This window comes from Planococcus dechangensis (assembly GCF_042654465.1).
Taxonomy (GTDB): domain Bacteria; phylum Bacillota; class Bacilli; order Bacillales_A; family Planococcaceae; genus Planococcus; species Planococcus dechangensis.
In genome coordinates, this window is sequence record NZ_JBHSGL010000002.1 from 45319 (window position 1) to 69600 (window position 24282).

At 48.3% G+C, this 24282-nt stretch carries 26 protein-coding genes; 6 read left to right on the plus strand and 20 right to left on the minus strand.

Going from position 1 to position 24282, the window contains the following annotated elements; translation table 11 throughout:
• Nucleotides 1-17: 17 nt before the first annotated feature.
• Both ACFO5U_RS00730 and ACFO5U_RS00735 read right to left on the minus strand, forming a co-directional pair.
• Nucleotides 18-422 carry a hypothetical protein gene (locus tag ACFO5U_RS00730; protein ID WP_377275787.1) on the minus strand — a complete coding sequence of 135 codons (405 nt, stop codon included), beginning with the start codon at nt 420-422 and terminating at the stop codon, nt 18-20.
• A gap of 63 nt (nt 423-485) precedes the next feature.
• Nucleotides 486-950 (minus strand): GNAT family N-acetyltransferase, encoded by a 465-nt coding sequence (locus ACFO5U_RS00735; protein ID WP_377275789.1) that lies wholly within the window; start codon nt 948-950, stop codon nt 486-488.
• 94 nt (nt 951-1044) lie between these two features.
• On the opposite strand from ACFO5U_RS00735, the gene ACFO5U_RS00740 reads away from it, so the two are divergent.
• Nucleotides 1045-1536, plus strand: a complete 492-nt coding sequence (locus ACFO5U_RS00740) for a GNAT family N-acetyltransferase (protein WP_377275790.1) — start codon at nt 1045-1047, stop codon at nt 1534-1536.
• Between the two features lie 89 nt (nt 1537-1625).
• Here the strand turns inward: ACFO5U_RS00740 and ACFO5U_RS00745 are convergent, their stop codons facing one another.
• The 6 genes from ACFO5U_RS00745 to mntR form a co-directional block, all read right to left on the minus strand.
• The gene (locus tag ACFO5U_RS00745; RefSeq protein WP_377275792.1) at nt 1626-2174 is read right to left on the minus strand and encodes a DUF4064 domain-containing protein; all 549 of its coding nucleotides are present in this window, start codon (nt 2172-2174) and stop codon (nt 1626-1628) included.
• A gap of 495 nt (nt 2175-2669) precedes the next feature.
• Nucleotides 2670-2951 carry a GNAT family N-acetyltransferase gene (locus ACFO5U_RS00750; protein ID WP_377275794.1) on the minus strand — a complete coding sequence of 94 codons (282 nt, stop codon included), beginning with the start codon at nt 2949-2951 and terminating at the stop codon, nt 2670-2672.
• A 21-nt stretch (nt 2952-2972) separates the two neighbouring features.
• On the minus strand, nt 2973-3941 hold the full coding sequence (locus ACFO5U_RS00755) for a ring-cleaving dioxygenase (protein ID WP_377275796.1): 969 nt from the start codon (nt 3939-3941) through the stop codon (nt 2973-2975).
• Nucleotides 3942-4130: 189 nt separating this feature from the next.
• Nucleotides 4131-5018 (minus strand): DUF1002 domain-containing protein, encoded by an 888-nt coding sequence (locus ACFO5U_RS00760; protein ID WP_377275798.1) that lies wholly within the window; start codon nt 5016-5018, stop codon nt 4131-4133.
• Nucleotides 5019-5071: 53 nt separating this feature from the next.
• Nucleotides 5072-5932, minus strand: coding sequence for a CvfB family protein (locus tag ACFO5U_RS00765; RefSeq protein WP_377275800.1), 861 nt, complete (start codon nt 5930-5932; stop codon nt 5072-5074).
• A gap of 14 nt (nt 5933-5946) precedes the next feature.
• Nucleotides 5947-6378 (minus strand): transcriptional regulator MntR, encoded by a 432-nt coding sequence (mntR, locus tag ACFO5U_RS00770; protein WP_377275801.1) that lies wholly within the window; start codon nt 6376-6378, stop codon nt 5947-5949.
• A gap of 231 nt (nt 6379-6609) precedes the next feature.
• On the opposite strand from mntR, the gene ACFO5U_RS00775 reads away from it, so the two are divergent.
• Nucleotides 6610-6765, plus strand: a complete 156-nt coding sequence (locus tag ACFO5U_RS00775; RefSeq protein ID WP_377275802.1) for a lmo0937 family membrane protein — start codon at nt 6610-6612, stop codon at nt 6763-6765.
• 62 nt (nt 6766-6827) lie between these two features.
• On the opposite strand, the gene ACFO5U_RS00780 is transcribed toward ACFO5U_RS00775, so the two are convergent.
• From ACFO5U_RS00780 to ACFO5U_RS00790, 3 genes are read right to left on the minus strand one after another with little or no spacing between them, the layout of a single operon-like run.
• Nucleotides 6828-7946: a GNAT family N-acetyltransferase gene (locus tag ACFO5U_RS00780; protein WP_377275804.1), complete on the minus strand. Its 1119-nt coding sequence runs from the start codon at nt 7944-7946 to the stop codon at nt 6828-6830.
• A 21-nt stretch (nt 7947-7967) separates the two neighbouring features.
• Nucleotides 7968-10064 carry a heavy metal translocating P-type ATPase gene (locus ACFO5U_RS00785; RefSeq protein ID WP_377275806.1) on the minus strand — a complete coding sequence of 699 codons (2097 nt, stop codon included), beginning with the start codon at nt 10062-10064 and terminating at the stop codon, nt 7968-7970.
• Nucleotides 10015-10386, minus strand: a complete 372-nt coding sequence (locus ACFO5U_RS00790) for an ArsR/SmtB family transcription factor (protein ID WP_377275807.1) — start codon at nt 10384-10386, stop codon at nt 10015-10017. The genes ACFO5U_RS00785 and ACFO5U_RS00790 overlap by 50 nt, the downstream gene beginning before the upstream one ends.
• 167 nt (nt 10387-10553) lie before the next feature.
• Between ACFO5U_RS00790 and ACFO5U_RS00795 the strand changes: the two genes are divergently transcribed.
• On the plus strand, nt 10554-10973 hold the full coding sequence (locus ACFO5U_RS00795; protein ID WP_377275808.1) for a universal stress protein: 420 nt from the start codon (nt 10554-10556) through the stop codon (nt 10971-10973).
• A 97-nt stretch (nt 10974-11070) separates the two neighbouring features.
• Nucleotides 11071-12057: a P1 family peptidase gene (locus ACFO5U_RS00800; RefSeq protein ID WP_377276419.1), complete on the plus strand. Its 987-nt coding sequence runs from the start codon at nt 11071-11073 to the stop codon at nt 12055-12057.
• 47 nt (nt 12058-12104) lie between these two features.
• Here the strand turns inward: ACFO5U_RS00800 and ACFO5U_RS00805 are convergent, their stop codons facing one another.
• From ACFO5U_RS00805 to murB, 5 genes are all read right to left on the minus strand, one after another.
• Nucleotides 12105-12446 carry a fluoride efflux transporter FluC gene (locus tag ACFO5U_RS00805; protein ID WP_377275810.1) on the minus strand — a complete coding sequence of 114 codons (342 nt, stop codon included), beginning with the start codon at nt 12444-12446 and terminating at the stop codon, nt 12105-12107.
• Complete coding sequence (locus tag ACFO5U_RS00810; RefSeq protein ID WP_377275812.1) at nt 12443-12793, minus strand: fluoride efflux transporter FluC; 351 nt, start codon at nt 12791-12793, stop codon at nt 12443-12445. The genes ACFO5U_RS00805 and ACFO5U_RS00810 overlap by 4 nt, the downstream gene beginning before the upstream one ends.
• Before the next feature lie 32 nt (nt 12794-12825).
• Nucleotides 12826-15180 (minus strand): penicillin acylase family protein, encoded by a 2355-nt coding sequence (locus ACFO5U_RS00815; RefSeq protein ID WP_377275813.1) that lies wholly within the window; start codon nt 15178-15180, stop codon nt 12826-12828.
• Nucleotides 15181-15266: 86 nt separating this feature from the next.
• Nucleotides 15267-16742, minus strand: a complete 1476-nt coding sequence (locus ACFO5U_RS00820; RefSeq protein ID WP_377276421.1) for a potassium/proton antiporter — start codon at nt 16740-16742, stop codon at nt 15267-15269.
• 101 nt (nt 16743-16843) lie between these two features.
• Entirely contained in the window at nt 16844-17761 is a 918-nt protein-coding gene (gene murB / locus ACFO5U_RS00825) for a UDP-N-acetylmuramate dehydrogenase (protein ID WP_377275815.1), read from the minus strand.
• Nucleotides 17762-17963: 202 nt separating this feature from the next.
• On the opposite strand from murB, the gene ACFO5U_RS00830 reads away from it, so the two are divergent.
• The gene (locus tag ACFO5U_RS00830) at nt 17964-18488 is read left to right on the plus strand and encodes a YceI family protein (protein WP_377275817.1); all 525 of its coding nucleotides are present in this window, start codon (nt 17964-17966) and stop codon (nt 18486-18488) included.
• An 81-nt stretch (nt 18489-18569) separates the two neighbouring features.
• Here ACFO5U_RS00830 and ACFO5U_RS00835 read toward each other — a convergent pair whose 3' ends face one another.
• The 4 genes from ACFO5U_RS00835 to ACFO5U_RS00850 all read right to left on the minus strand — a co-directional run bounded on the left by ACFO5U_RS00835 (nt 18570) and on the right by ACFO5U_RS00850 (nt 23218).
• Nucleotides 18570-20123, minus strand: a complete 1554-nt coding sequence (locus ACFO5U_RS00835) for an FAD-dependent oxidoreductase (protein ID WP_377275819.1) — start codon at nt 20121-20123, stop codon at nt 18570-18572.
• Nucleotides 20124-20735: 612 nt separating this feature from the next.
• The gene (locus ACFO5U_RS00840; protein ID WP_377275821.1) at nt 20736-21374 is read right to left on the minus strand and encodes an FMN-dependent NADH-azoreductase; all 639 of its coding nucleotides are present in this window, start codon (nt 21372-21374) and stop codon (nt 20736-20738) included.
• 96 nt (nt 21375-21470) lie between these two features.
• Entirely contained in the window at nt 21471-22181 is a 711-nt protein-coding gene (locus ACFO5U_RS00845) for a DsbA family oxidoreductase (protein WP_377275823.1), read from the minus strand.
• A 110-nt stretch (nt 22182-22291) separates the two neighbouring features.
• A complete protein-coding gene (locus tag ACFO5U_RS00850) occupies nt 22292-23218 on the minus strand; it encodes a manganese-dependent inorganic pyrophosphatase (RefSeq protein WP_377275825.1) in 927 nt (308 codons plus the stop codon).
• A gap of 222 nt (nt 23219-23440) precedes the next feature.
• Between ACFO5U_RS00850 and ACFO5U_RS00855 the strand changes: the two genes are divergently transcribed.
• Nucleotides 23441-24247, plus strand: a complete 807-nt coding sequence (locus ACFO5U_RS00855; RefSeq protein WP_377275827.1) for a GNAT family N-acetyltransferase — start codon at nt 23441-23443, stop codon at nt 24245-24247.
• Nucleotides 24248-24282 lie beyond the last annotated feature (35 nt).

Here is a 24282-nt window from a genome sequence, read left to right on the forward strand (position 1 = left end):
GGACGGCCTTTTTTATATCAAAGATTATCTGTATTCAAGCGCGGTTCTGAAGAAATGGATTTTGTGTTTTCAGCCTTTTCTTCGCTGTCATCATTTGAAGACAATTTGACATCATCGTTTTCATTATTCTTTTCTTCTTGCTCTTTTTCATTATAGTATTGAACCGTCGCTTGCGTACCGCCTTCTGCAGTCATTTTCTCTTCCTGCAGATCCGTCTTGTCCAATCCTTGAGCTTTTTGGTCTTCTTTGTTTTTGTTCGGTTCTAAGTTTTGTGATTCCATATACTCATTCACCTTCGCTTTCACGTCATTAAATGCAACAGTTGCTTTCTCGCGATTTTCCGGTTTTTTGAAATATGCGTATGCACCGGCTGCCAGTCCTGCCAAAAGCAGGCCTCTGCCGCCACCTTTTTTCTTCGCCATTATGCAGCACTCCTTTTACATTTATCGTTATGGTTTAGTTTACCCTAATTTTATAAAAGCTAATCATGATTCATCCGCAGTGCGTTTGACGGAGCGCTTCATATCGATATGCGGAATGCCGTCTTCGTCGTAAACTTCTGAAATCGCTTCGAAGCCAAAAGAGGCATAAAATCCCTTTAAATATTCCTGGCCTTGCAATTGAATTTCAGGTTCTTGCCATTGTTCATGTATGTGGCGGATGCTGCGCTCCAGCAATTCTTTTGCCAACCCGCGGCCCCGCGCTTCTTTTCGCACGATGACACGCCCAATCGACGGCAGCTCGTATTTCTCACCAGCCGGCACTAGACGTGCATAGGCCAACACCTCGCCTTGTTCTTGATAGACGATGTGGGTAGATTGTGCATCCAGGCCATCAAGTTCTGGGTACGCACAATTTTGTTCCACAACAAATACTTCGACACGCAGCTTTAATATATTGTATAATTCTTGTGCTGTGAATTCATCAAATCGATAACTATTCCATGCCATACTCTATCGCCTCCTGTAATTTCATTATTCCACATCAATGGCTATTCAGGCTAGGGTTTGATATGATAGCAAAAATAATTCCAGAGGTGATCGCATGATTCGCACAGGTACACCGGCAGATATCGAATCTGTACGGGAAATCGCTCACATCAGCTGGAATGATACGTACGAAGGGATCATTCCATCTCCCATACAACAAAAGTTTTTGGAGCAATCTTATTCGACGCCTATGCTCGAAATGCGCATGGAGCGGACGCTTCTGCTGCTAGCCGAGCAAGATGGCCAAGCGATCGGCTTCGCCAATTTCACGAAAGTGGACGAAGACGGCGATGCCGAATTGATTGCCATGTATATGAAACCGGAGCACCAGCGCTCAGGCTACGGCAAAAAACTGCTGGTTGATGGATTGTCACGCTTGAAAGGCGGTCTTCAACTATTCGTTTACGTCGAAAGCGAAAACCGTAAAGGCCGCAATTTTTATGAGGCCAATGGTTTTGAGCTGCTAGAAGAATTTGAAGAGCTGTTCGAAGGCCATCCTCTTCAAACCGCTAAATACGTATACCATTTAGCGAACGCTGCCGGGTGAGTTGCTTAGCGTGTTAACAGCCGGACTAAGGCTATTTTATACAAACCAAAACCCCCGCAAGCCAAATTGGCTTGCGGGGGTTTTTGGGATTATAGCGGACGGTATGGTGTATCTTCTTCACGCGTTACTGTTTCATCTCGTCTGGTCATTGGTTCGTTTCGTCCCATCAAGTCGTCTTGACCCATCGGCGGTTTGCGCACGAAGCACATGATCGCTGCGATGTAGAAGAGAATTGAGGTCAACGATAGAATCCCCGCAAAGACACCGGCCAGAATAAAGAAAATACCGGCTGTGCTGGCGGAGTCGACTGACTTCAGTTTAGCCATAGCCAAAATGGCGAAAACGGTGCTGATAGCCAGCAAAACGATTAATACCCAACCGACCACATCAAACCCTGCCACAAACGCATTCAATGCATCGACAGCCATTTCAGCATCTTGTGGATTCGTCAAATTCGGATCATTGCGCATCTCCTCCTGCATCTGGTTATGCATTTCGCTTCCTTCGAACCCGCTCAAGCTGGTGATGAGGACAATCGCCAGGATAATGCCGATCACATTAAAGATCGTACCGATAATGCCCAGCACCTTTTCCCCTGTCCGGCTGATGGCGCCTCGATAATCTGGTGTTTGGTTCATATAAATCCTCCTATTCCGGTTGCAATGCCCCATGTCATATCCGGAAGATATGAAAGTGCATCGAAACACTCCTGATTTTCATAATGAGTGCATCTTTCATCTTACGCTTTTCCATCGATTTAGTTTCGCTTTATACTAATTCCCGTAAAAAAATTATTAAAACTTATTAAAAATTGTTTAATCTTTTGATGCCTGGGTATTTTAATAGTATCAGCAAGTCAAATACATAATTTAAAAGGGGTTCTAAAAAATGGAAAATAAACTAATTTTTAACCAAGCGGATTTCATGTACGGAGTAGGCGGTGCATCGATCTTAACGGCCGTCGTGTTTTTCATGACTAGCCTGTAAGAAGGAGCAAACCTATGAGCCACGCATTCATCAATGAATAGAAAAGCAATCCATTCCCAAAGGCGGAAACGGATTGCTTTTTTTGTTAGTTTAACTTGGGGCTTGATGAAGCAGCTAAAGCTCACTTCAGTATAAAGCATCTATTTTCAGGCTTTGACGTCATTGTATTCGTCGTAGCGGTCAAATGCATCAGCTACATAAGAGCAGACCGGCTGCATTTTGTATTGATGTTCGCGCGCATAAGCGGCCGCATGATCCACCAGCTTTTTCGCAAGTCCTTGATGGCGAAGGGATTCTTCGACAAATGTATACTCCATGACCATCAAATCAGCCATTTGTGTCCACGTAATTTCCGCTTTCACTTGATCTCCATTTGCCTCGCGAAAAGCGAATTCGTCATGGCCGAGTTCTGTAAATTTCAATTCCATTGGGCTAATTCCTCCTTTGTTTCACTGATTGATTTCCAATGGCCGAAGCGACGCTTCAATCTCGGAACGTCTTGGCTCAAGAAATGGCGGCAAAGCCACTTTCTCGCCGAGCGCATCACTCGCTTCGTCCGTCGCAAATCCAGGCCCGTCTGTCGACAACTCGAATAAGATGCCGTTCGGCTCACGGAAATAAATCGCTTTGAAATAATAGCGATCGACTTCGCCTGAAGTCTGGAAGCCATTGGAACGTAAATATTCGTTCCACTTATCATATTCTTCGAAAGTCTTCACCCGAAAAGCTACATGGTGCACACTGCCTCGTCCTGGTCGTTCCGGCGGCAGGTCTGCGCGTTCCTCTAAGTGTATTTCGCCGCCTGGCCCGCCTTCTCCTGTTGAGAACACCGAAATTTCCGGCTGGCCTTCCACTTCCGGCGCGTATGTTCCGATTTGGCTAAAGCCCAGAATCTCCGTCAACACTTGCGCTGTACGTGGTGCTTTTCGTACCGTCAGGCGGACCGGCCCAAGACCGCGAATAGCAAACTCTTCCGGCACGCTTGCTTTCGTCCATGGCACACCGTAGCCGATGCCTGTTCCGTCATCGACGACCAGCATAAGGCGGGATCCTTCAAAATCCTGAAATTCCACTGTTTCACGGCCAAAGCGTTCGGTTATTTCACCATGAGGCACATTGAATTCACGGAAGCGCTCGAGCCAATAGTCCAGCGCCTCAATTGATGGGATGCGGAAGCCGGTATTGCTGATGGACGTCACACCAGGGTATGTGCGCCCAGCCATCGGAATATCGAAATAGGTCATATCCGTTCCAGGAGTGCCGACTGCATCGGCGTAAAATAAATGGTAAGACGATGGATTGTCTTGATTGACGCTTTTCTTGACGAGGCGCATGCCCAGAATGCGTGTAAAGAAATCATGGTTTTTGTCTGCATTGGCGGTAATCGCAGAAACGTGATGAATGCCTGCTACTTGCATGAAGAACACCCTTTCTTTTTATCTCGAATTCGAGATTGTTGTTCTTAGTTTAGCATTTCTCCTGCTATTTCTGCAAGACAGCTGTTTTTAGCCACCGCCCACGCCCGAGCGGCCAAAACAAAAGACTGCTCCTGATGCCGTATTCATGGCTATCGGGGCAGTCTTTTGTTTAATGTGATTTGATTTGTGTTAATTGAACCAGCCACGGACGGTATTGGCGATATCGCGGAAAAACTGTTTGACGCTTTCCCAGAAGCCTTCGTCGTTGACGATTGTGCCGATTCTGTCTTCGATCGTCTTGCTCAAGTCTTCCAGTTCAGTCGACCATTTCGAAAAATCGATATCAAGCTGGCGGATGCGGTCCATTAAATCGACCAGCAATTGGCGATCTTCCGGGCTCAATTCAATTTGCAGACGATCTAATTGCTCTTCGACAATCTGCTCAACATCTTCGCGTGATGCCGGATTTTGCTCAGCAATCTGCTTTTTGATTTCCGTCAGTAACTCACTGACTTTCTGGTCATCAACGCCGTTTTCGGATAATTCCGTTGCGACAGACAACTCATCATTCGCCACATCTGTCCGTTCCGGGTCGAGTTCCTCCCCGTTCACTTCGTATGCTTTATAGATACCAACCAATGCCGAGTGGCCGGTCACAGCACGCGGTGCAGCTACTTCCACTGTCGCATTTTCGATACCAGCCGTCAGCATGGCATTGGCATACATATCAGTCGTCACTTGTGTAATGTTGTCAGGCGTGGCAATTTCGATGACCAGCCCTTCACCGGCTTCCGTGCGGGTGATCTTAGCTGAAGAAAACATGCGCGCCCGGGAGTCGCCATCGGTAATGTATTTGACCAAATCTTGCCCCGTCACTTCGATTTCTTCCACTTCGGCTTCACTAGCCACGTCGAGGCTTTCAGCGACTTGCGCTTTTTCCTCTGCCGATAAATTGCCGCCATATACGACGATCGGTACACCGAATTTTTCATTTATCCCGACATTAGCGGATACCGTACCGGCAAAAGCCAGTATGAAAGCCATCGCCAATGCGGCAAGTGTCATTGCTTTTTTCATGTTGTTTAGCCCCTTTCTCCAAATTAGTACGCTATTGGGAGCAGAAAGGTTCCTTAGCCGATCAATTTCGTCCAGCCGTCTTCTTGAACAATACGCCGTGCTTTGTAAAGCCGGCCAAGAGCACGCTTGAATGCTGCTTTGCTCATGCCGAACATTTCCATGATTTCATCCGGCGTCGACTTGTCCGTAAATGGCATTTGACCGCCTGCGTTTTCCAAATAGCGGAGGATTTCTTCTGAATCGTCTGCTAGGCGTTCTTGCTTGCGCGGCAACAAAGAACCGTTCAGCGTGCCATCGTCTTTCACGTCGATGATGCGCACAGACTTTTCTTCTCCCAAGCGTGGCTCTGCTTCGCGTTCTGTTTCATGAACAAATACGCGGTAGCCCTCCGGCACTGTGAGCATAAATGTGCCGACAGGTAACAAGCGGTATGCCCGTGCTTTCAAATCTTTGTTATATACTTCTGCCGGAGCTGGCGTGCACAACTCCAATACTGTTTCTTCCGTTGCTAAACGCCCGTATAAATCACCGTAGCGATCTGTCCGCAAAGTCATGAAAATATGGTCGCCTTGCTTCGGCCATAGCTCCTGCACTTGCGGCAAGTCGGCCGGCAACACGAACACTTCACGCGTCGTGCCGATATCGACAACAGCTCCCTCACGCGGTGAGATCTTCAATACTTTTGCCCAGCCGTATTCACTCGGCAAAATATGCGGGATCATCGGTGTCGCAGAAATGCCGCCTTGTCGATTGCGGTATAGAAAGACTTCAATTTCTTCGCCGATTTCTTGCCCTTCTGCGATTTCCGATGCGTTCATCATTACTTCGTCACCGGAGCCGTCTGTCAAAATCCACTGTGATGTTGACCGGTCCTTAATGCGCAATGTTGCTTTTAATCCTGGATGCAAAGCCATATTGCAAACCTCCTTTATGTCGTCTCGTTGTTTTTTTGTTCTTTGCTTAAGAGCTGTAGTTTTTTTGCGACTTCCGGATCTTCTTCCAATAACTGGACAAGATCCGCTATGCGATCAATCGAATTCCAGCTCAAATGGTGCTCAATGCCTTCAACGTCTTCATATATTTTGCTTTCCTCAACACCGATCAGCCGCAAAAACTGTTCCAGCAGATCGTGGCGCTGCAAGAGCCGCTTTCCGAGCTTCTGCCCTTTTGGCGTCAAGATCAAGCCACGATAGCGTTCATAGATCAAATAGCCATCCTTATCCAGTTTTTGCACCATCTTCGTCACGGACGATGGCAGCACAGAAAGCGCCTCCGCAATATCCGAGACGCGCGCATAGCCTTTTTGCTCGATTAATGAATAAATAATTTCAATATGATCTTCCATACTTGGAGTAGGCAAATTCCGTTCCTCCCTCACGTCACTATGTTCAGTTTACTATATCGGCGGCGCCCAAACAACTGAGTGCAAAGGCCCCATCATCATAAAGGTTTGCACCAAGGAGCGATTTCACGTTTAAAACAGAAGAATCCCTTCTATTTGCGTTTGAGATGTTTAAGTTATTTCCGCACGGGTATTGTATAGCTATAACACGAAAAAAGTTATATAAAAATGAAAGGCAGGTGGAAATAAATGGCGCGTATTCTTTGGATTATTTTAGTAGTAATTCTTGCGATTTGGGTAATCGGATTCTTAATGGACGTAGCAGGCGGACTTATTCACATTCTTTTGGTTATCGCTGCAATCGTATTGATCGTGAACTTGGTGACTGGCAGGAAGGGTGTTTAGCTACTAAACACCTCAACAAAACCCCCGGGGAGCAGAAATTTCTGTTCCCACGGGGGTTTTTTTTATGCCCTGATTTTTGCATAGACGCATGTGTCGCGCACTTTTCCGTCATGCCTCGACACGCTGTCTTTGCGCAAAATTCCCTCTAAGTCGAAACCGAGCCGTTCGGCTACCGCTCGGCTCCTGACATTGTCCGGATCGCAGCGGATTTCGACGCGATTAGCCTCCAGCTCTTCAAACGCAAAGCGCGTGATGCGCTCGACCGCTTCAGTCACATAACCTTTGCCTTCGAAGCGGCTATCCACCCAATAGCCGATTTCAAATTTACGCACTTCCCAATCGATGCGGTGAAGGCCGCTTGAGCCGATAAATTGTCCGCTTTTCTTATCGAAGAAATGAAGACGCAAATCTTTGCGCAGCTTGAAATCCGCTTCTGCCTCAATCAAATTCGCCGTCATCTCAGCAAGGTTCGGCTCTCGTTGTGCAAAAGGCATCCATGGGCGCAGCGCTTCCAGCGAATGGCGCACTGCTTCAAAGCTAAGCAAAGCATCCTCCTTTTTCGGGGAGCGGATTAATAAGCGCTCCGATTCGAATGAATCCGGAAACTCCAGCAACAGCGGGTTGAACGGCGGTTCAGCAGGCGCCTTGACATCATCGTCCCATACGACCGGCGTCGTTACGCCCGCTTCCCAGTCTTCCCGCGTCATGCCGTAAGTTACTGCATCGTAATAACGGTTTTGTTTCGGGGAAAACCATGCTTGGCGCAAATGTGCTTCTTTGACGAAGCCAGTTCGTTCAAAAGCTTTACGCATCGCAAAATTATCGTGGCGTGTGTGGCCTTCAAGCCTGATTTTCTTTTCTTTCAACGAAAAAACAAAATCTGCGATGATGCGCAGCGCTTTTGGCCCGTAGCCTTGGCCCCGGTAGGAATCGGCGATGCGCAAATCGAATAACGGAATGTCATCCTGCAAATCAAAAATCTTCACGAGCCCTACTTGTTCACCTTCGTCATTTTCAATCCAAAAAGTCTTGACTTGATCTGATTTATAGCCGCCTTCTACAATCGTCTTTTCGATCAACGCCCGCACCGGATGTTCATGTCCATGATAAGGCCATGAATTGGTCGTCATAAACTCGATTAATTTCTCTTGTTCTTCCATGGTCCACTCGGTTAACTTCAAATCACAACCTCCAAACGCCCCTTACTTCTGGACTTTCACCAAACGCAATGCATTCAAGATGACCAATAGCGTCGCTCCCATATCCGCAAAGATTGCGATCCATAAAGTGAGCCAGCCCGGAATGATCAATAGCAAGGCGAGGATTTTCAGTGCCAGTGCAAAGATAATATTTTCCTTTATTATACGCAAAGTTTTTCGGCTTAGTCGAATAGTATAAGGAAGTTTTTCCAAATCGTCGGCCATCAAGGCGATATCAGCTGTTTCCAGAGCTGCATCTGTGCCCGCTCCGCCCATCGCAATGCCGATGTCGGACGCTGCTAGCGCCGGTGCATCATTGATGCCGTCGCCAACCATCGCAACGCGCCCATACTTTGCTTGCAACTCTTTCACAGCGGACAGTTTGTCTGCTGGCATCAAGCCGGCGCGGATGTCCGTGACACCGATTTCTGCGGCAATCGCTTTCGCTGTCGCCGGATGGTCCCCTGTCAGCATGATGGTCTGATGGATACCGATGTCTTTTAATGCTTCGATGATGGCGGGGCTTTCCTCCCGTATCGCATCGGCGACGCCGAGCACACCGAATAAATGCTTGCCCGAAAAGACCGCCATGGCGGATTTCCCGTTTTCCTGCAAGCGCAGTGCAGCTTCCGGTATATGGAATCCGTGTTCTTCAGCCCATTTCAAACTACCGACCCTCACGCGTGTGCCGCCGATATCTGCATGGACTCCTTTACCCGTCAAAGACTGGAAACGTTCGGACGGATAAAGCTCATCTGCTTGCTTCACAATGGCACGTGCGAGCGGATGCTGGGACATGGCTTCGACTGATGCAGCGAGTTTGACGACTTCGCTTCGCGTATAACCTTCTTCGGGAAGAACATCTGTCAGTTCCGGATAACCTTTCGTCAAGGTCCCGGTTTTATCGAACGCGACTGCCTGGATGCGGCCTGTTTCTTCCAAATGGATGCCGCCTTTAATGAGCACTCCTTGCCTTGCCGCATTGCCGATCGCCGTCACGATCGCGACTGGCGTCGACACGACAAGTGCGCATGGACAGCCAACGACGAGCACTGCAAGCCCTTGATACACCCATAGCTCCCAGTTGCCGGTGACAAACCCCGGAATGAGTGCGACCAAAAAGGCGGTGGCGATAATCGCCGGTGTGTAATATTTCGCAAAGCGGTCAACGAATTGCTGGGACGGCGCTTTTTCTGCTTGCGCTTCTTCGACAAGATGAATGATTTTCGCAATGGTCGTATCCTCCACACGTTTGGTGACAGTCACTTCGAGTGCGCCTTCTTCGTTCATCGTGCCGGCAAATACTTCATCGCCAGGCTGTTTCGCCGTCGGAAGCGATTCACCGGTAATGGCCGCCTGGTTGACGGAAGATTCCCCGCGCAGCACATTGCCGTCCATCGCGATTTTCTGTCCAGGCTTGACGATTAACACGTCGCCGATGCGGATGTCGTCGGTTTCCAGTTCGATCAGTTCGCCGTCTCGTTGGATGAGCGCGCGCGACGGGGCAAGATCCATCAGTGAACGGATCGATTGCCGCGCTTTGTTCATCGAGAACGATTCCAGCGCTTCGCTGATGGCGAATAAGAACACGACGACCGCACCTTCCCGCCATTCGCCGATAATGACCGCGCCGATGATGGCAATGGTCATCAAGGTTTTCATATCGAACTCAAGACGGCTAAGGTTTTTCAAGCCGGTTGCAAACATATGGTAGCCGCCGATCAGCATCGATGTGCCGAACAATCCGATCGACAACGGATGCGTCTCTCCAAGCTGGAAAGAGATGATGATCCCGGCTATGAGAAAGACGAACGAAATCGCTGTTTCAACCGTCTGTCGCCGTTTGTAAAACGGCACATGCGGCACGCGCTCTTTTTCCGGATATACACGGATGTGGTCGAACGCGCCGGCTTGTTCGAGCTCTTCGATCGACACATTGCCGTCGATGCGCAATTTAGACGCACCAAAATTCAATTCCACGTGTTTTGCTTCCGGCAAATTGCGGATGTTCTGCTCAAACTTTGCCGCGCAGCTCGTACACGAGAGATTTTCAAGACGATAAGTTTTGCTCAAGAGAATCACCTTCTTTCGCGTGTTCATTGGCGATCGTCACCAATTGCCGGACATGGTCGTCCGATAGTGAATAATAGATTTGCTTGCCTTTGCGCTCGGATTTGGCTAATGACCGCTCTCGCAAATAGCGCAAATGATGGGAAGCCGTCGCCGTAGAAGAACCGATGACCGCTGCGATATCGCAGACGCACATTTCGGATTCGATTGTCAGTGCGTAGGCAATTTTCAAACGCGTTTCATCAGCTAGCGCTTTGAATAAGGCTGCCACGCCAGCGAGCTCGACCATATTTTGCTGCACCCGTTCGACAGATTCGGGATGGACTTTGGTAATTTCACAAACATCTTTCACTATGATCACACCCTTCATTCAAACATTCATTTGATTGACTTCAGTATAAGACTATCTCGCTCAACAGTCAAATGTTCATTTGAATGAAAAGTGCAGCCATTCGCTCACAATTCAGTAAATGCTATACTAAGAAAAACACCGACACCATAGAACAGGAGAGACGAATTATGTACCACAATGTATTGGTCGCCATGGATGGCTCTGATCATTCAAAACGTGCCGCACAACATGCGATTCAACTGGTTAAAGGAACGTCTGAAGCACAAGTGACCATTGTCTGCGCCGTCGATTACGGAAAATCCGAAAAGGAAAGCAATCGGGGGCTCACAAGCGAGCAAATAGCCGAAGCGGCCCTCGAGTATATGACGCCGTTCGAAACTATTTTCCACCATGCAGGCGTCCGTGTGAAAAGCGTCATTGTACACGGGGCACCGGGACCAGCCATCGTCTCTCACGCGAACGCACATCCATACGATTTGGTCGTTATCGGCAGCCGCGGCTTGAATCCTGTTCAGGAATTCGTGCTCGGCAGTGTTAGCCATAAGGTTGCAAAACGTGTCAAAGCTCCAGTCTTGATTATCAAGTAAAGAAAAACTGCATTCTGCCGAGCTATTCGATTCCACAGTTATAAATAAAATCAGGATTTGTAGCCTAACATGCAGGAAAACGGAAATGGGGATCATGATGCATAAAGGAAAACGCAATTCCATCACCGATGTGCCGGGCGTCACAGTCGGCCATGTCACACTCAACGAAAAGATCAATGAAGAGGAATCGGTTTGCACCGGTGTCACCGCAATCTTGCCGCATGCCGGCAACTGGTTCGAACAAAAGGTGCCTGCCGCATCGTTCGTGTTGAATGGCTTCGGCAAAACCGCCGGGCTCGTCCAAGTCGATGAACTCGGAGTGCTTGAATCCCCGATCATGCTGACGAATACATTCAGCGTAGCGGCGGTGCTGCAAGGAACGCTGGACTATATGCTCGCTGAAAATCCAGCGATTGGCGACTCCACTAGTTCCTTGAATCTGGTGGTCGGTGAATGCAATGACAGCTATTTGAATTCAATGCGCCGGATGGCGGTGGAACCTGGCCACGCCGCACAGGCGATACAGTCAGCTTCGGCTGACTTTGCGCAAGGGGCTGTCGGTGCCGGCAAAGGAATGATTTGCTACGGCGTGAAAGGAGGCATCGGTTCTTCTTCCCGCATTGCAGAATATGAAGACCAACAATTCACGGCTGGTGTGCTCGCATTGACGAATTTCGGACGCAAAGAAGAAATCGCCATCGCCAACTGGCAAGCGGAACAGTCGCCGGAAAAACGGCCGGACGGTTCGGTCATCATTATCGTGGCGACCGATGCCCCGCTCGACAGCCGGCAGCTAAAACGGCTGTCGAAGCGCGCCGCCATCGGGATCGGCCGCACCGGAACCCACATACATAATGGCTCTGGCGATATCATCATCGCCTTTTCCACCGCCTATACCGTTGCGCATCGACAACAATCGCCGTTTACTGAAACGCGCGTTTTGCGTGATGACCACGAATTGATGGCGCAGCTGTTTCAAGGCGTCATCGAAGCAACCGAAGAGGCCATCTACCAGTCACTTTTCCGTGCGGCGACAACAGTCGGACGCATGGGGCGCATTGTGGAAAAAGGAAAATTTCTGTAATGCCTAAACCAAAAAAGCCATTCCGCAAACTAGCGGAATGGCTTTTTTTAAAATGATGACGCCGTGTAATATCCGATCGTAAACAACAGCAAGCCGGCGAGCAGCGTAGCGGCAATATAGACAAGCGCCTGCCTCCATTTGCCATCTTCGGCGTCTTTGACGCAATCGAGCGCCATCGTTGAAAAAGTCGTGAAAGCGCCCAGGAAGCCGAGAATTCCCGAAGGCTCTGTAGTCCCCGCTCCTAGGCATAGCCCAATCGCAAATGAGCCGCTGCTATTGACAAACCAAGTGGCAAGCTTCGGCTGCCTTGCGCGGCTTTCAGCAAACACATAGCATAAATAACGCGCAACAGCGCCCAAAAAACCAAACATCGCGATGCCAATCATCATACAGTCTCCTTACGGCCGATCCACAGCCCAAGCCCAGCTGCGGAAATGGAAGCCGCTGTCATACCGACTGCATACAAAATGCCTGCGGGCAAAGACGATTCCAGCAGAGTGAACCACTGTGCTGAAAATGCAGAAAAACTCGTAAAAGATCCGATCAAACCAGTCGAGACAAATAATCGAGTTGGTGCAGAGTGCTTCAACAGGAGGGCCGCAGCAATGCCGATAAGCAAACTGCCCAAAATATTTACAACCCATAAGCCGAGCCCGGCACCGGCGACTTGAAACACCGCCGCGCGGAGCAATGAGCCGACCATCCCGCCAAATCCTACAGCGAGTATATTTTTCATAAGATCCCCCGAATGTTTTTCCCCAGTATACCTTACTCAGCGCTCAACGTTAATGTCGCCCCATCAATATCACCGGTAATTTGCGTTTCATGGAAATCGCCTTGCGCCCATTTATCGACTTGGTTATGGAAAAAGTCGGATTTGATGTGGCCGCTGAGTCCCGGACCGACAATATGATACGCTTTCGACAGGTCGGAAAGATCTGCTACAAAACGCCAAGATGCGCCGTGGTCAACATCACCGTCATCATTGAAAGCTGCCGCTTGGACCGTGATGTTCGAGCCGCCGACCGGCACTTTGCCCGGATTCAAAAAGCGTTCGAGAATAGGCGATGCACCGGCAACCGGATGTGGGAATGTCAATTGGTGATACTCTCCCCATGCCCAATCATCTGGGTCGCTCCCTTGTTCTTCTTGAATATCGGCAAGAGCCAAATCAAGCGAGTCCGCCAGCCATTTGCCGGTGCCGCCGTATTCACTGACCCATGCCCCTTCGTCACCTCGGAAAGCACGGCGCAATAATTCATCGGTAATATGGTTTTTTCCGGACAGCATGCCATAGACATCTTCCGGGAATTGTTCTTCGAATAAAGTGTGCGGCAACTGCCTCATCCACTTATGGAAAACGAATGGCGCTGCTTGGTCGGCACCATCCACCTGATCCCACTCTCTCAGCATCCCGAACAACTCTGCATGCGCATCTGTCACATTCTCCACTTCCGCCAGCATCGGTTCGAGAAATTCAGCGGCGTACAGATTATGCTGGTCCATCTGCAGCTCCATCATGTCTTGCGCCGTCAACTTATCGCTGCTTTTTAGTACTTGCGCGATGCGCTCGTAGCGGTATGGCTGAGCCCAAAAGTCCGTAATGTGATGAGGATAGCTGTCGTCGACCACTTGGTTATTGGCTGTCGCAATAAATCCGGATTCAGGGTTGACCGAACGCGGCAATTCATCGAACGGCACATAGCCATCCCAACCGTAATCACTTGAATCGCCCGGCACCGGCAATTGCCCATCGCCTTGTTTGCGAATCGGGATGCGGCCATTTGCTTTATACGCTATGGTTCCATCAGTAGAAGCGAATACGAAATTTTGGGCAGGCGCCTGGAAGTCTTCCAATGCGTTTTCAAACTGCTCCCAGTTTTGCGCTTTATTGAAGTTTAACACCGCCTGCAGTTCAAGTGTTGGCTCCAGCGCGGTCCATTGCATGGAAAATACAGCGCCGGGTGCTTCCTCGTCGTATAAAACAGGAGATACGACAGGACCGTGGCGTGTGACGAGCACTTCAAAATCGATTGTTTCCCCATCTTTCACTCCGATCGGCTCTTTGCGCACTTCCGCCTGCTCCCATTTGCCGTCATACCGGAATTCTGTCGGATTATCCGGATTTGGCGTTTCGATGTAGAGATCCTGCACGTCCGGTCCGACATTTGTCACGCCCCACGCAATGGTTTCGTTATGGCCGAGAATAATTCCCGGGATGCCGGCGAAAATGACGCCGCTGACATTTTGCTCCGGCGATTGCAGATGCATTTGATACCAAATCGACGGTGTGCTGAGCCCGAGATGCGGATCGTCTGCAAGCAGCGGCAACCCGCTCTCGGTTTTGTCGCCTGAGACGACCCAATTGTTGCTGCCGTTGAATTCAGGCGGGATCAGCGCCGGGTCGAAGGCACCTGCAATGTTAACCGGTTGCTGTTTATTGGCTTCCAAAATGGTCGGTGCCTCTTCCGGATAGCGGATGAACAGTTCACGCGCTTTTGCTTCCGGGAATTCATTCAATGCCCAGTGGCGCACTGCCAACGAATTCCAATTGCCGCCAAGGTCGTACGCCATGAATTTGCCGATCGCCAATGAATCTACAGGTGTCCACGACTCCGGCTCGTAACCAAGCAATGCAAACTCATAACTCAAGCGCCCGCCTTCTTTCGCTTCCTCGATATACGCATTGACGCCTTGTGCATACCATTCCAACACTCGTTTGGCTTCATCGCCATAGCCTTGCCAAGACGCCTCTCCAGCTTCCCGCAAGCTGAATGTACGGAAATACTTATCGGTATCCACTGCTGCTTCTCCAATAACTTCCGCTAAACGACCGCTTGCCTGTCGCCTCGATAAATCCATTTGAAACAAGCGGTCCTGCGCTTGGACATAACCTTGCGCACGATACAGGTCGGCATCATTTTCCGCCTGAATATGCGGCACCCCCACCTCATCCCGTGTCACTGTCACTTCTTCATCCAACACCGGCACTGCAACTTCCCCTTCAATCACCGGTTTTGATTTCGCTATGTAAGCGTTTGCAAAAACGAGCGCACCCGCCGATAACACCAACAACACACCGACTGCAACGAGCAGCCATTTCACCCACTTCTGTCGTTTCATCTTGACTCCCCCTTTTTGCTTTCCATTCGACTGAGTCGGTGGAAAATCCTTCCTCTACACAAAAAAAGCTTGCCCATAAGGCAAGCTTAGTTGACGAAATCTTCTTCGCCGAGCACCAGTTTCACTTTCGGCACTTGTTTCTTTTCGGTAAGGACATACAACACATCCCCTTTTCTCAGACGCGTCGTTCCGGTCGGCATAACCAGTTTTCCGGAACGGATAATAGCACTAATTAAGGTTTGGTTCGGAAGGCCGATCGTCTGGACCAATTGGCCGGCGAACGGTGATTTTTCCGATAACTCCACTTCGAGCATTTCCGCGTTGGCACGGTCCATCGACACCAATTCAAGTGAATGAATGCGTTTCGGAACCGGACGGCCGTTCAATCCGAGCTTTTCGGCAATAAACGGAATCGTCGAACCTTGCAACAACGCAGAGGTTAAAACGATAAAGGAAACAATGTTGAAAAACAGGATGCTGTTTTCCACACCGGCGAGCATCGGGAACGTCGCCAAGACGATCGGGACCGCTCCTCGAAGTCCTGCCCATGACATGAATAATTTTTCTTTCAGATCGTAATCAAAGAATGCTGTGCTGATAAATACAGCAACTGGCCGCGCGATAAAAATCAACACGAATGATAACACAAGCCCTTTCCAGATGAGCTCCCAATCCGCCAACTGACTCGGGAAAACAAGCAGCCCGAGAATGATGAACATGAGAATCTGCATCAACCAAGCAAATCCTTCGTGGAAGCTGACGATCGAGTAACTATGCGTCAAATCACGCGTACCAATCACAAGTGCCGCTAAGTAGACTGCAAGCAGGCCGCTCCCGCCCAAGACAGCTGTAAAGCTATAGATAAATATTGCAAAACCCGCAGCGAGCACCGCATAAAGCCCGGATGCATCAAGCTGTATCCGGTTGATGGTCCACGATGCAAAAAGACCAAGCGCAAGCCCAAGCACTGCACCAAGACCCATTTGAAGAAGGAAGCTGCCGAACATGGACCAGACCGAAGTTTCCGGCATCATAATCAATTGAACGAAAGCAATCGTTAAAAACATCGCCATCGGATCGTTCGTTCCTGACTCCGCTTCGAGTGTTGAGGAAATCTTCGATTTGATGTTCTGGCCCGCAAGAACCGAGAACACCGCTGCTGCATCTGTCGATCCGACAATCGAACCGAGCAGCAGTGCTTGGAGCCACGTCAGATCGAAGACGTAATAAGCTGCTACAGCGACAATCCCTGTCGTAATCAATACCCCAAGCGTTGCCAGGACGAGCGAACCGCCGAGAACCGGACGGATATGCTTCCACTGGGTTTGGAGACCACCTTCGAAGAGAATGATAATGAGGGCAACAATTCCAACCATTTGCGCAATTTCTGCGTTGGAGAAATAAATAAGTCCGGAAACATCACTGCCTAAGAGCATACCGAGGAACATAAACAAGACAAGCGAGGGGACACCGGCACGAGCCGATACTTTCGTCATCAAGACTCCGGCTAAGAGGAAAATTCCGCCGAAGAGAATCACGCCATCTACAGTAAAACCTTGTATATTGACCACCTACCCCCGAAAATTACTTTGAATTCATTATACCATAATAATGGCACTATTTAAAAAAGCAGCACTCCCGAAAAGGAGTGCTGCCGCTAAACTCAAGCCATATCTTCGCCGACGATTTTTACTTCAAGCTCCAAATCGATGCCGAATTTTTCGAACACCGCTTTCTTCACCATTTCGATGGTTTGGATATAATCATTGGCTGTCGCGTTGTTTTTATTGACGATAAATCCGGCATGCTTCGTGGAAACTTCCGCTCCGCCAAATCCTCTGCCCTGCAATCCGCTTTCTTGGATCAGCTTGCCTGCAAAATTTCCAGGCGGCCGTTTGAAGACACTTCCAGCAGACGGGAATTCAAGCGGCTGCTTGCTTTCCCGTTGGAAAGTCAAATCAGACATTTTCGCATCAATAACCCGCTGCTCCCCGATTTCGAGACCGAACTCGGAAGACAGGACGTAAAAGCCTTTTTTCGTGATGATGCTTTTCCGGTAGCCGAGTTCCAGCTCGTCTTTCGTTAAGACCAGCTTTTCCCCTTCTTTCGTCAAGACTGTCGCCTGGACGATGACATCTTTGATCTCGCCGCCGTATGCTCCGGCATTCATTGCCATTGCGCCACCGATCGAGCCCGGGATTCCGCACGCGAACTCCATACCAGTCAGCTGGCGGTCTGCTGCTGCGCGCGATACTTTCTTAATGTCGGCGCCACCTTGTGCAATTACAGTTGTTCCATTGATCATGATACCGTTCAACTTCTTGAACGTCAGCACGATTCCACGGACGCCACCATCGCGGACGACCATATTGGAGCCATTCCCAAGCATCAATAGCGGGATATCATTGTCATATGCATATTTTACAGTATAAGCTACTTCATCTTCAGTTGTCGGTGCTACAAATATATCGGCCGGCCCGCCCATTTTCGTCAATGTATGCAAGTGCAGCGGCTCATCCATTTTGACGTGATCTTCTGCCACAAAGCGGCGCAAATCCGTCAACCAATTCTCTTTCATCATTCCAAGCAAATCCCTTCTAAACTTTTCACTCTTAATAGTATCCATTTTTCATCATGTTTTGACAAGCGATATTGTGCTGTTAAGGACTAAAGTCTTTATAAATTTTATCTTTAATTAAAACTATTTTAATTAAAAAGTATTGACTTCGAGATATTAACTCTTTATAGTAAGGGTAACACATTAGAAATTGGAGGAATTACACATGAAAAAATGGACAGTAGACCAAGCGCATTCAGAAATCGGATTTTCCGTCAAACACATGATGATCTCAAAAGTAAAAGGCTCTTTCGCTTCATATGAAGCACAGGTGGAAGCAAACGAAAGTGACCTGGAAAATGCATTGATCGATTTCCAAATTGATGTGACTAGCATCGATACAAACAACACTGACCGTGACAACCACTTGCGTTCGGCAGATTTCTTCGACGCTGAACAGCATCCACATATCAAATTCAACGCGACAAACATCCGTAAAAAAGACGACGATGAGTATGAATTGGTCGGCGACTTGACGATTAAAGACGTTACACGCCCAGTTACATTCGAAGCTGAGTACGGCGGCAAAGGAACAAACCCTTGGGGTGTGGAAGTTGTAGCTTACAGCGTCAACGGCAAAATCAACCGCAAAGATTTTGGTTTGACATGGAACCAAGCACTTGAAACAGGCGGCGTACTTGTCGGCGAAGACATCAAGCTAAACTTGGAAATTCAAGCAAACCCAGCATAAAACGTAAAAAAAGAAGCAGCCTTGGCTGCTTCTTTTTTGCAGGCTGCCGAGAAACCTCGGCAGTTTTTGCGTTGTACTGGATTACATTCCGCCCTCTAATTTCTTCAACGGCTTCACCGCAGGGCCTTCCAATACTTCTCCTGTATATGAAAAGCGCGAGCCGTGGCACGGGCAATCCCAGGATGTTTCCGCATGGTTCCAAGCTACGTCACAGCCCATGTGTGTACATGTCGGTTTGACGAGATGCACTTGACCGTACTCGTCGCGGAATCCGCCCGCTTTTTTGCCATCCACTTTCACAAGGCCGCCTTCTCCTTTTTCCAGATCGTCGACAGTCTTCGAAGGTTTCTTCAGCTTTCCGGTCACGAGCTCTTTGGCCACCGATGCATTGTCTTTCAGGAAGCTTGCCGCATCGGCGGTTTTCGTTTTCGCGCGTGTCGGATCAAACAGTGCGGCATAAGGATTTTCACGGCCGACAATCTGGTCCGTCAAAATTCGTGCTGCCGCAGCTCCGTTTGACATCCCCCATTTATGGAACCCGGTCGCGACTAAAATATGCTCATAGCCGGCAGTGATCGTGCCGACATATGGTATTTTATCCAAAGTCGTCATATCCTGTGATGACCAGCGATAAGGAATTTCCGTCAGACCGAAATAATCCTCACCGAACTTCGCCAAGTTCTCGTAATGTTCCATCGTATCGACTGAACTTTGGCCAGCCGCATGTCCATCGCCGCCAAGCAGCAACAGCTTTTCGCCGTTTTCGCCCGGCGTAAAGCGAATCGAGCGGGACGGGCTGTCGGCACTGATGTACATGCCTTGTGGGATTTTCCCTTCCGCCTTGACCGCAATCGCGTAGGAGCGGTTGACAGACAAGCGTGAGAAATACATACCGTCAAAATCATTGAACGGATAATGCGTGGCAACGACCACTTTGTCGCATGACAAATGCGATAAGTTTTCAGTCTGGATGACAGGATCTTTTTTGCTTAAAATCTTTACGACACGACTTTGTTCGTGAATGTCGACCCCCATTTTCTCCAGCTCTTTCACCAATCCCGTCAAAAACTTCACCGGGTGGAATTGCGCCTGGTTGCGCATAACCAGCGCTTCTGTCACAGGAAAAGGCAGCTCTGATTCTTCACGCGCCAATCCACCATCTATGCCCAGTTGCTGGTAGGCTTCCGCTTCTTTTCTCACGAGTTTGGCACTAGAATCTTGCGTTGAATATATAAATGCGTCTTGGTGTGAGAAATCACAGTCGATGCCCAGTTCTTTTGAGGTCTCCTCAATAAACTTCAAACCTTCCATATTGGCTTCATAGTAAAGTTTCGCTTGCTGTTCACCGGCTGTTTTTATCAACTGCGCATAGTACAACCCATGCTGTGCCGATATTTTTGCGGTCGTGTAGCCCGTGACGCCATCGATTAATTTTCCGGCATCCAGCAAGGTCACTTTTTTGCCTTCTTTCGCCAACAAATAAGCGGTGATGATTCCGGCAATACCTGCCCCGATCACTCCGACTTCTGTGGTTTTATTGCCTGTAAAAGCCGGGTAGTCCGGCAACTCCTTGTACGCTCTCCAAAAAGATTCCTTCGACTCAGGTATACGGCTTTGCTGTTCATTATGCGGCATGCTGCCCCTCCTTTATGGAATGTTTTGCTTATTGTTTGTCTACCCTTATAGGGAAAATGGTAATCAATAAATGAACGAAGGGCAGCTGAGTTCATTTATTTGCGACGCATCTGCATAGCAGATGTGGGAGCAAACGAATGCACGAGGCTTTGCCTTGCGAGGCTTGAACATAGTGAGAGTCGGGCAAATAAATGAAGATGAAGATTATTGGAGTTGTCAGCCACAAGAAAGCCCATTCACTTTTTCATCTGCAACGAAGTCGCAGCCCCGCTTTAGGTTGAGCTTCCGCAATGAGCTAGGAATACCGCTTGTCTCATTGCTTCGCTTCACCCGTTTACGCGGGGCTGCTTTTTTGTTCGCTGATGCTTGCATCCTAGGGGGCGGGTGGTTTGGATCATTACATGTAGCTCAGGAGTTAACCTAGTTTGATTAAAGAGTGGTTTCGTGCTATGGATTGGATATTTCATAGCAAAAAATACTGTTTTTCTTAATCTATAACGGATTCATATTTTTTCTCTCATCTATCATCCGCTCGTTAATCAATCATCCATATTTCTCCCCAAAACAAAAAAGACGAAAACGCCGTGGCGTTTCCGTCTTTCCAATTCAATCTTATGCGTTTACGCTTACTTTAGAAAGTGACTCTGCAGAATCTTTTACGCGATCCATACCGTCTGCGATGATTTGCTCAGCGCGGTCCGGGTACATATTGTGTCCTTCGATGATTACTTCTTCGATGTCCATGATGCCGAAGAAGTTCATGATGGCGCGAACATAGTTGACGCTCATTTCTCTTGGTGCCATTTCTGGAGTCGAGTAGACGCCGCCACGTGCATTCAAGATGATGACTTTTTTCTCAGGAACTAAGCCGACCGGGCCTTCAGCTGTGTATTTGAACGTCATGCCTGCCCGGTAGATATAATCGATAAATGTCTGCAACGGTGCAGGGATCGTCATATTCCATAGCGGGAAAGCAAACACAATAACGTCTGCATCCATGAATGCGTCCATTGCTTTATTGGCAGCTGTCAAAATGCGCTGCTCCAAATCCGTTAACTCTTCAGCTTGTGCGGATTTTTGCATAGCATCGAAGAAATCTTGACCGAAATACGGCATGTCTTCTTGGAATACATCGAATGTATTGACCACTGCATCTGTTTCTAGGTTTTTCATGAAGACTTCGTGCATTTTACTTGAAACGCCCTCAGAAGCTGGACGGTTATTAGCTTTTACGACTAAAATATTTTTCAACTGTAAAACTCCTTTTGCGCTATTATTATTATTCTTTAATTCAAGACTTTTCAATTATAAGTAATTAACTTATTAAAGTCAACGGGCTTGCTTGGCTTAACCCCCATCGCAAGAGTCTCCTGAACAGAAACTCGTTTGTTTTTTGCCGACTGGCTTGAGGGCCGGCCGGACACCTTCTTCTTCCCCGATTTGCTCCAGCGCTTCGATGAACGCTTCAAGCGGCTGGGCACCAGAAATAGCGTATTTGCGGTTGACAACGAAAAACGGAACGCCTTGCACACCGATTTGTTGCGCTTCTTGGATATCTTTTTCAACTTCGTCTTGGAACTGATCTGACGTCAACACGGCTGCGGCTTGCTCACGGTCAAGCCCTGCTTTTTCTACAATCACGAGCAATGTTTCTGTATTGCTGATATTGTGGGCTTTTTCAAAATAATGATGCATCAACAGCTCTGTCATCTGACGGTCCCCGCCTTGGGTTTCGGCCCACTTGACCAGCCTGTGCGCCGAAAACGTATTGGCGTGGGGCATATTTTCCACATCATAGTGCAAGTCGAAAGCTTTGGCGTGCTCTGCAACACCTGCCGTCATTTGTTTCGCTTGTTCGAGGCTTTGCCCCATTTTTTCCGCTAAATGTTCATACGCTAGTTTATCGGAATCTACTGGAGCTTGAGCATCCAGCTCATATGCTTTAAAAGTAACTTGCGCTTGACTCGCATAGCCGGAGCGCTCGAGTGCTTGTTCCAGCGTGCGTTTCCCTATATAACAGAATGGGCAAACATAATCTGACCAAACTTCAATTTTCATATCTATTCACCTCGCCACTTACTATAGCAATGAACGGGTGAACGCCACAATTTTTATGCTTGAAAAGAATTGCCAATTGGATCCAAAAAAACTGATTCCCCAAATGGGAATCAGCTTAAAGCCTCGGTAATAACCGGAACGATTTGTTTTTTTCTGGAGACGACGCCGGGCATGAGCACACGGTTGTCCGTCACTTCGGAGCCAAAAGCTCCTTCGATAATATCCGTGCGGCGTCCGAGGACGATGGCTTCAGAATTATTGTTTAAAATATCGGTAACCGTAAACACGAACAAGTCCAACCCTTTTGTCGCTACGATATCACCGATCAGAACTTCCAGATCTTTTTGGCGATTCATTACTTCAGATACATCGATAGCGTTCACTTGTGCCACTTCAAACCGGTGGCCGCCCGCTTCGAATTCTTTCGAATCGAGTGATACTAAATCTTCCAATGTTTTATTGCTGAGGTCCGCCCCTGCTTTCAGCATGGCGAGTCCGTATTCTTGTGCGTCGACGCCGGCGATTTCCGCCAGTTCTTTCGCTGCTTGAACGTCTTGCTCTGTGCACGTCGGCGACTTGAAAAGCAAGGAATCAGAAATAATGGCAGATAACATCAAGCCAGCCATTTCTGCTGGCACAGTCACCGCATGCTCTTTGTAAAGTTTCAGAAGAATTGTCGTTGTGCAGCCGACAGGTTCTGCACGGAAGTAAACCGGGTCTGCTGTCTCGAAATTGGCAATACGGTGATGGTCAATGACTTCAATCACTTGCACTTCGTCAATATCATTGATGCTTTGCTGGCGTTCATTATGATCGACGAGAATGACTTGCTCGACTTCACTTGCTGCGCGCTCTACAAGACGCGGTGTCGATGCTTTGAACTGCTCGAGTGCATACAGCGTTTCATTATTCAGCTCACCGAGGCGGATCGCTTCAGCATCCATACCGAGTTCTCTCTTTAAATGGGCGTAGACAATTGCCGAACAGATCGAATCAGTATCTGGATTTTTATGGCCTAATACAAAAACTTTTGACATGGATAATAGCCTCCTGGCTTGTGGTAGTTTCTGTGATTATTCTATCACAAGTTGCCTGACTAGAAAAAACCTGCGACTGAAAACCTACACAAAAACAGCATAACAACAACAATATATAGAAATGATTTTAGAATTATCAGTAATTTTATAAATAACTATGTACTTTAGCACATAGGAATGGTATTATATGACTAACTAATTCTATGTTTTCGGAAGGAAGAGATGCTTGTGACTATATTACTGGAAAAGAAATACATTCCCTTGTCCCATTACTTTCAATCTGCTACAAATTCCAGCATCCGCCTGACTTTCTCAGAAATTGAGCAGATCATGGGTCAGAACTTACCCAACGCGGCTTACTTGAACAAAAGCTGGTGGAAAAAGTCAAAACCCCCCGCCAAACATTTTCATGCATGGATGGACGCAGGCTATCGCGTTTCAGAAGTTGAACCTGACCGTTTCGTGGTGTTCGAAAAAGTGGATGCCGATAATAAAGCCGCGGATAAAGACGCAGAAGACAAAGATATCTTATTGATTCGAACCGCTGAACACGGAGATGCGCGATCGCTGGCGATGCTGCAAAAAACCGTGGAAGCCGAATCCGATTTTATGCTATACGGCAAAGATGAGCGCTCCCTATCTACACAACGCGTCCGAAAACAAATCATCGAATGGAAGCAAAATGGCCATTCAGCAATCATCATTGCCATTTTAAATGGGCAGCATGTCGGTTATTTGATGGTCATCGGCAGTGACGCACAGCGTGCTTCCCACCGGGCAGAATTAGTTCTAGGCTTATTAAAAGAAGCACAGGGCAAAGGCATTGCCAAGTCATTGCTCGAAAAAGCAGAGGACTGGGCAAAACAAAAAGGCATCACCCGCCTGGAAGTGACTGTCGCTGAAGGCAACGAACGAGGCCGCAAGCTGTATGAAAAAGCCGGATTTGAAGCGGAAGGAACGCGCCGCCGCTCCTTGGTCATCAACGGAAAAGAGCATAACGAGATCTACTTAGCCAAGTTTTTAAATTAAAATAAAAGCGTCCGCCATTCCTAGTTGAATGACGG

Excerpts from the sequence above, each read along its gene's own strand:
- ACFO5U_RS00735 (WP_377275789.1), bottom strand. The coding sequence starts at position 950 with ATGGCATGGAATAGTTATCGATTTGATGAATTCACAGCACAAGAATTA.
- ACFO5U_RS00855 (WP_377275827.1), top strand. The coding sequence starts at position 23,441 with ATGCTTGTGACTATATTACTGGAAAAGAAATACATTCCCTTGTCCCAT.
- murB (WP_377275815.1), bottom strand. The coding sequence starts at position 17,761 with ATGATGAAAGAGAATTGGTTGACGGATTTGCGCCGCTTTGTGGCAGAA.
- ACFO5U_RS00765 (WP_377275800.1), bottom strand. The coding sequence starts at position 5,932 with ATGGCTTTGCATCCAGGATTAAAAGCAACATTGCGCATTAAGGACCGG.
- ACFO5U_RS00775 (WP_377275802.1), top strand. The coding sequence starts at position 6,610 with ATGGCGCGTATTCTTTGGATTATTTTAGTAGTAATTCTTGCGATTTGG.
- ACFO5U_RS00845 (WP_377275823.1), bottom strand. The coding sequence starts at position 22,181 with ATGAAAATTGAAGTTTGGTCAGATTATGTTTGCCCATTCTGTTATATA.
- ACFO5U_RS00835 (WP_377275819.1), bottom strand. The coding sequence starts at position 20,123 with ATGCCGCATAATGAACAGCAAAGCCGTATACCTGAGTCGAAGGAATCT.
- ACFO5U_RS00830 (WP_377275817.1), top strand. The coding sequence starts at position 17,964 with ATGAAAAAATGGACAGTAGACCAAGCGCATTCAGAAATCGGATTTTCC.
- ACFO5U_RS00755 (WP_377275796.1), bottom strand. The coding sequence starts at position 3,941 with ATGCAAGTAGCAGGCATTCATCACGTTTCTGCGATTACCGCCAATGCA.
- ACFO5U_RS00850 (WP_377275825.1), bottom strand. The coding sequence starts at position 23,218 with ATGTCAAAAGTTTTTGTATTAGGCCATAAAAATCCAGATACTGATTCG.
- ACFO5U_RS00815 (WP_377275813.1), bottom strand. The coding sequence starts at position 15,180 with ATGAAACGACAGAAGTGGGTGAAATGGCTGCTCGTTGCAGTCGGTGTG.
- ACFO5U_RS00740 (WP_377275790.1), top strand. The coding sequence starts at position 1,045 with ATGATTCGCACAGGTACACCGGCAGATATCGAATCTGTACGGGAAATC.
- ACFO5U_RS00745 (WP_377275792.1), bottom strand. The coding sequence starts at position 2,174 with ATGAACCAAACACCAGATTATCGAGGCGCCATCAGCCGGACAGGGGAA.
- ACFO5U_RS00760 (WP_377275798.1), bottom strand. The coding sequence starts at position 5,018 with ATGAAAAAAGCAATGACACTTGCCGCATTGGCGATGGCTTTCATACTG.
- ACFO5U_RS00800 (WP_377276419.1), top strand. The coding sequence starts at position 11,071 with ATGCATAAAGGAAAACGCAATTCCATCACCGATGTGCCGGGCGTCACA.
- ACFO5U_RS00810 (WP_377275812.1), bottom strand. The coding sequence starts at position 12,793 with ATGAAAAATATACTCGCTGTAGGATTTGGCGGGATGGTCGGCTCATTG.
- ACFO5U_RS00795 (WP_377275808.1), top strand. The coding sequence starts at position 10,554 with ATGTACCACAATGTATTGGTCGCCATGGATGGCTCTGATCATTCAAAA.
- ACFO5U_RS00730 (WP_377275787.1), bottom strand. The coding sequence starts at position 422 with ATGGCGAAGAAAAAAGGTGGCGGCAGAGGCCTGCTTTTGGCAGGACTG.
- ACFO5U_RS00750 (WP_377275794.1), bottom strand. The coding sequence starts at position 2,951 with ATGGAATTGAAATTTACAGAACTCGGCCATGACGAATTCGCTTTTCGC.
- ACFO5U_RS00805 (WP_377275810.1), bottom strand. The coding sequence starts at position 12,446 with ATGATGATTGGCATCGCGATGTTTGGTTTTTTGGGCGCTGTTGCGCGT.
- ACFO5U_RS00785 (WP_377275806.1), bottom strand. The coding sequence starts at position 10,064 with ATGAACACGCGAAAGAAGGTGATTCTCTTGAGCAAAACTTATCGTCTT.